4 protein-coding genes are annotated in these 7,094 nt (G+C 30.9%); all 4 read left to right on the forward strand.

Annotated features, from left to right (window positions below):
* Positions 1–136: 136 nt before the first annotated feature.
* Genes Q0616_RS05590 through Q0616_RS05605 form a run of 4 tightly spaced genes read left to right on the forward strand, consistent with a single transcriptional unit; the run spans position 137 to position 6,950 of the window.
* A complete protein-coding gene (locus Q0616_RS05590) occupies positions 137–2,836 on the forward strand; it encodes a TonB-dependent receptor (protein ID WP_298775689.1) in 2,700 nt (899 codons plus the stop codon).
* A gap of 25 nt (positions 2,837–2,861) precedes the next feature.
* Positions 2,862–4,187, forward strand: coding sequence for a DUF4876 domain-containing protein (locus tag Q0616_RS05595; RefSeq protein WP_284583661.1), 1,326 nt, complete (start codon positions 2,862–2,864; stop codon positions 4,185–4,187).
* 11 nt (positions 4,188–4,198) lie between these two features.
* Positions 4,199–5,797 (forward strand): DUF6850 family outer membrane beta-barrel protein, encoded by a 1,599-nt coding sequence (locus Q0616_RS05600; protein WP_286496687.1) that lies wholly within the window; start codon positions 4,199–4,201, stop codon positions 5,795–5,797.
* A 16-nt stretch (positions 5,798–5,813) separates the two neighbouring features.
* The gene (locus Q0616_RS05605) at positions 5,814–6,950 is read left to right on the forward strand and encodes a cytochrome c peroxidase (RefSeq protein ID WP_260393794.1); all 1,137 of its coding nucleotides are present in this window, start codon (positions 5,814–5,816) and stop codon (positions 6,948–6,950) included.
* Positions 6,951–7,094 lie beyond the last annotated feature (144 nt).

Raw genomic sequence — 7,094 nt, forward strand, 5'->3', positions numbered from 1 at the left:
TGAATCACGGTTATTTTAAATAAAGTCATTATTGTTTTATTAATGAATCAATATTTTTCTTTTTATTAAAATATGACTTAAGTTCTATTGCTATTTAGATTAATTTAAAATAAATTTGTATTTCAATTTCTTCGAAATGAAAAAAGGTTTATTAGCGCTCTCTCTATTAGGAACATTCGGTTTTGTAAATGCTCAACGGATTTTATCAGGAACTGTAACAGATGAAAATGGAAACAATTTATCAAATGTTCAAGTTCAGGATCCGCAAACTAAAAGATGGACTCAAACAAATTCGAATGGTTTTTTTACAATCCAATTATCGAATGAGAATACTAATTTATCTTTTTCGCAAAAAGGGAAAGAAACGCAAGAAATCATTGTTAATTCTGATGAAACTAATGTATCCATCGTTCTTTATAATCAAACACTCCGATTAGAGCAAGTTGATATTTCACCTAAAAAGAAAAAAGAATATTCTGAAATTACACTTGGAAAAGAAGCAATCGAAAATGTACAGGCTTTTTCATTAAACGAGGTTTTGCAACAATTACCAGGACAAGTAACATTAGATTTTAACAACAATGAGTTTAAGAATATTGTATTTAGAACTGCCAGTTCAAATAATAATTTAGGTTTATCTGGTATCTCAAGTACATCGACTATTAATGACAGAAAAGATTATTTTCAGAATAAAGCGTTTGGTACTTCCATCGTTGTCAATGATATTCCAGTTTCGAATAACGAAAATATGCAATCTTTTTCTTCAGTTTCTAATGGGAATTTCAACGATTTTAATAATCCAAGTTATGGTGTAGATTTGCGCCAAATAACAACTGCAAATATTGATGAAGTTAAAATTATTCAAGGGATTGCTCCTGCCAAATATGGTGACTTAACATCAGGATTAATTATCATCAATTCAAAAGTTGGGCAAGCTCCCCTACGCGCTTCGGTTTCGATGTTAGATGCAACAACTGAATATAATATTTCGAAGGGTTTCAAGATAAATGACAGAAACTTCTTTAGTATATCAGGCAATTATTTGTCTTCTAATGCAGATGTGCGCGATAATTTGAAGTCATATAATCGTATATCGACTAGCGCTGCTTGGAAATCATCTAACAAAACAAATACATTGGTTAATACGTTAGATGGAAATTTTGCGATTAACACTGATAAAATAAAATATGATCCGGATGATATTTCGGATCCTAAAATAAAAAATGATAAGTTCTCTATTCGATTATCAAATAATTTGAAATGGAATTTGAAAAAAGAATGGATTGATGCTTTAAATGTTGATGCAAACATTAATTACGAAAAGCAAAATTCTAAAGAAGAACGTTGGGTAAATGTTGCAACTGCAGCTGTGACGACTTCTACTGTAAACGGTATTTCTGAAGCTATCTTTTTACCTAATCAATATACGTTAGTCAAAAATGTAGAAGGAATTCCAATGTCTACTTTTCTGAATGTAGAAGGTGTGAAAAATTATGAATCTAAAAACAAATGGAATCATACTTTTTCTGTTGGACTATCTTCCCGATCTAGTGAAAACAAAGGTCGTGGAACATATACAGACGAAAATTCAACACCTAATTTTTTCACTTTAAGCGGTGCTAAAGGTAGTTTAGGTTACCGAGATTATAATTTCAAAAATACCAAAACGCAATGGCAATTATCTGTTTATGCAGAAGATAGAATTGTGAAATATGGAAACAATGACAATGTTTTCAAATTAGATTTAGGTTTTAGATACGACAACCAATATGGTTATAATTCGTATCAACCGCGTGTAAATACTTCATACGCTTTCAATAAAGTGTTAAGAGTTCGTGGTGGATATGGAATTTCGTCTAAAGCACCTTCTTTAAATCAACTTTTTACAGGTGATCGTATTTATGATCGACTTTTAGGTGACGGAATATATTATATCAACAATAAACAATACGGTTGGATTGAAACGTTCCTTTTAGAAGGAAATAATCTAAACTTAAAACCAAGTAAATCCTATAATTCGGAAATTGGTTTTGATCTTAATTTACCTTTTGGATCGTTAAACGTTACGGGATATTACAATCAATTGAAAGATGGTATTTCGTCTTTTGCTCAAATTACAACTTTAGAAGGTTCTAAAATTGCGGTTGATACGTCCTCTTCTACTCCATCCTACTCTGTTGTTGGAAAGGAAGCTTATCAAATTGAATATTCAACTTTAGAAAATAATTTAGAATCTACAGATAAAGGAATCGAAATGTTTATGAATTTTAATCGCATTCGACCGCTTAATTTAGATATATCTGTAAATGGATCTTATACAAAAACCACGAACAATAAACCTGTTTATACGTACGACGCTTCTACAAATGTTTTAGCAAAAGAGAAATATGGTGTGTATTATAATCCGAAATCAAACGATGAACAATTAATGTTTGGAACTAATTTTAATTATCATCTAAAAAATGTGGGATTAATTTTATCACTTCGAACAGAACATATATTTATTCAGAATCACGATAAATTCAACAATAGAAATCCAATAGGTTATTTGGATGGAAATTCTGTTTTTCATGAAATACCAGTCGAAGACCAAGCAAATATAGATTTGTATGGGCATTTGATCAAAGCACCTCAAAAAACGTTAGGTGAATTACAAAAATCATTGCACAATTTCCATTTACGCATTTCGAAAGATTTCTTGAATGGATTTAAAGTTTCGGTTTATACAACCAATGTTTTTGGTCTGAAACCTACTTATATCAACGATTCTGGAGAAAGAAGAGAATCTAATATTGCTAAATTTTCATTAGGAGGTAAAATTGAGTACACGTTCTAATTCTAAACCATTTAAAAAGATTACTATGTTTAAAAAATTAATACTATTCACTCCGTTTGTAACAACATTATTATTCAATTCTTGTTCTGATGATGATTTTGGAGCAAATGCTGTTCAAACAATTAATTTTACAACGTATGTAAAATTTGATGCTGATTTTGATCATACCAAAAAACCTATTCATGCCAAAACAGTTCTGAAAAATACACAAACTGGCATTACGTATGAAGCTTTAACGAATGATAATGGTGAAGCTATTTTTCCTAATTTAACACCAGGAATATATTCAGCAAATGTGAGTTTTTCTATTACTCCAGCTCAATTCGAGGATTTATTTGGTTATCCTACAGATTCAGAAGATAATGTTGAGTTTAGTGGTGCTGCACAAAATATTACCATTAACTCATCAAATGTATCTTTAGAAATCGAGTTAACTTCTACGAAAACAATTGGTGGATTAATCTTGAAACAAATTTATTACGGTGGTTCGCACATCAAAGAAGGTGCAATGTTTAGAGATCAATTTATTGAGATTTATAACAATTCGAGTGAAGTTCTTTATGCAGATGGGTTAATATTTGGTCAATTATTTGGTGCTAATACGGTAGAAAATCAACCTTATTCTCAACCCAACGGTCAGTTAGATTGGTCGAAAGGCGAAGGAAATAAAGTAGGTGCAAGTGCAAATACCGATTTTGTGTATGTATCTCACGCGATTCGTATTCCTGGGGATGGTACAACTTATGCTGTTCAGCCAGGTGAAAGTATCACAATTGCACAAACAGCAATTAATCACAAAGGAAATTATTATGATGCCAATGGTAAATTAATCGAGATTCTAAAACCAGAATTAACAGTCGATTTATCCAATGCTGATTTTGAAGTGAATATGACAGAATATTTAGGCTCTCAATATTCGTATGATATTCAAAATCCTGCTGTTCCTGATATGGATATTGTGTGGTGGGTTTCAGGTAGAGATTTAATTTTAGACAATTTAGGTCGTCAAGCATTTATCTTATTTAGAGCTTCTAACGAAGAAATTAATGGGTTTGGAAAGGTGAAAAATCCAAATAATAAGACTTCATACGAATATCTTCAATTACCGAATGAAAAGATTGTGGATGGCGTAGAAACCACTCAAGATATGGGAAGTAAATTGGTTCCGAAAAAATTACAAAATAAACAAGATGCAGGATATTCATATTTAACAGCAGGACCTTATTCATCAACATCTATTATTCGTAAAACACAGAAAACAATAAATGGTCGTATTATCTTGAAGGATACCAATAATTCTACAAACGATTTTGTGAATATTAAAGCTGAACCGAAAATTTTTGCGCAATAGAAATATAGAACATGAAATCAATTGATTTAACAACATACGACAATAAATTTTTGAGAATCGCTTCTTTTACTTGTTTATTTTTTGCAAGTCAATTGTTCGCGCAAGAAAATGATTCGATAAAAGTGACTTCTAACGAAGCAGAGCAATTTATCAAAGATTTGAATTGGGAATTGCCTATTGCAACGCATTCTTTACCAATAAAAGATTATACACATACCGGAATTTATTTCAATCATAAAAACAATCAATTTGCTCGTAAACAAACAGCAGAAGAAACAAATCGTTATGGTTTTCTAAGCGAAGGTTTATACACAACTGAAAATGATTTTAAAATTTTTGGAACGATAAACCTTGAAAAGTTTACAGAAAAAAATCTTGGATGGAATCTTTCTGACCAACGTACAGATGAACAACAAGTATTATCGCCACAGTATTTTTACGTGCCACGTGCTGCTGATTGGGATAATCAGCGCTATTTGATTCGTGGAGGAGTTTCTAAAAATTTCGGAAAAATGACATTAGCTGCAAAAGCTGAATTAAATGTCAATAAAATGGCTCGTAAATTAGATCCTCGACCTGAAATTAAAAACAATCAATTAGTCGGTGAAATTCAGGCTGCTTACGAAATTATGGACGGTCATCAACTTTTTGTTTTAGGAGCTTATGGGCGAAAAGACAAAGATTTTAGTATCGTTTATAAAAATAGAAATTTGGATGTTGAAGCTTATCCAGAAACCTATTTACGTTATATGGCAGGATATGGTCGTGTGATTAATAACCCGTTGAGAAATAAAATTGATAATGAAAAATCACTTTATCAATATTTTACTCGAAATATTAGTTCAAAAATTGGTGGTGGTTATCAATTTAGTTCTGACAATACACGTCTGATTTTAGGTTATAATTACCAAGAAAATCAACAACGTATGTATGATAGCAAAACGAAGGAAGATAAATTCTTTATTTACGTTTGGGATATCAATGAGCAATTAGCTTATGCCAATTTCATGACAACGTTTGATAACAATACAATGAATGCTCGTTTAGATTTCTCGAGAAAAGATGGTGAAAATTATGATGTTTCAATTGGTGGAATGAACTATCAAAATCGTTTACAAAATGCGAATTTAGATGTTAATTTGGCGAATCGTGATCAATCAAAAATGAATTATTTCATTGGTTTCAAATCAAGTTATAATCAAAATAAATATTACGATGCATTAGCAATTTATACCATGAAAATTAAATCGTTGGATGTTGGTGTTTATGGGAATAAAGATGTTATGTTGAATAATAAATCAAAAATAAATATAGGTTTAGCTTTTAATTATTATGCGCTACTTGATTCCTATTTTGATTATACGAAAATGACAGGTATTAATGAAGATACATTTTATAACAATGTAGCTTCTTATGATTATGCTTACAATACGACAGATCATCTTGATGCATCCACCTCTATACGCTTCATTTTACCGATTAAAAATAATAAGACAATCGAGCTATATACACAGTTAAAAGGTATATTTGCAACAAATAAAAGTAATTTTACCCGAATTAATACAGACAATACCTATTGGATGAACTTCGGAATTCAATTAAATTATTAAAATGATTATGAAAAAAATGCTTCCATTATTTGCAATTGGAGCTACTACTCTATTTTATGCATTTAACAGTAATAAAATAATCGACCAAGGTTATACAATTACCGATTTACGAGCATTGTATAGTAGTGGAGATCAGTCTAAATGGCCTACTCCAACTGTTGACGAAAGTGTTTTGAATGATGGATTTGAGGATATTGGAACATTAGGAGAAGTTCCTTTTCCCAAAGATAATCCATATACAAAAGAAAAAGCTGAATTAGGGAAAACGTTATTTTTTGATCCTCGTTTATCCAATTCTAATCAAATTTCTTGTGCAAATTGCCATGATCCTGAATTAAATTGGGGTGATGGTCGACGTGTTCCTTATGGAGAAGACCGTCAATTGGGTGCACGTAATTCACCAAGTTTAATGAATGTGGCTTATGCTAAAGTAATGTTCTGGGATGGTCGAGCAAAAACGTTGGAAGAACAAGCTGAATTCCCAATTCGTGATAAAAAAGAAATGAATCATCACATCGATTTTGCAACAAAAAGAATTGCTCAAATTGCTGGTTACAAAGATTTGTTCAAACAAGCTTTTGGAGACGAAAACGTATCAAATGATCGCATAACGAAAGCAATTGCTACTTTTGAACGAACAATTTTAGCTCCAAAAAATCGTTTTGATAAATTTATTGCTGGAAAATCAGATGAATTAACAGATCAAGAAATCGAAGGTTTACATCTTTTCCGTACAAAAGCAAGATGTATCAACTGTCACAATTCGGCTTATTTTTCGGATAATAAATTCCATAATATTGGATTAACGTATTATGGACGAGAATACGAAGATTTAGGTTTATACAATACAACTAAATTAGCAAAAAATGTTGGTGAATTTAAAACACCTTCTTTGCGTGAAGTTCCTCAAAATGCACCTTATATGCACAATGGATTATTTCCAACTATTCGTGGTGTCTTAAATATGTACAATGCTGGAATGTTTCATTTTCAACCAAATGAAAAACAGAAAAATGATTCATTATTTCCTAAAACATCTGATTTGGTGAAAAAACTTAATTTAACAACTTCCGAATTAGATGCATTAGAATCCTTTTTAATGAGTTTGAAACAGAATCAATACAAAATGCGCCCACCGCATTTACCAAAATAAAATTATAACATAAAAAGCCTCAAAATTGAGGCTTTTTATGTTATAATTCGTTTATATTTAAAATCATTATTAAACATTTAAGTTGAGAAAGCAATATCATTTTCGTCGAATCAATCAGCAACTTTATATTTGGGATGTTGATCG

The sequence above is a fragment of the uncultured Empedobacter sp. genome, from assembly GCF_937930195.1.
Lineage (GTDB): Bacteria > Bacteroidota > Bacteroidia > Flavobacteriales > Weeksellaceae > Empedobacter > Empedobacter stercoris.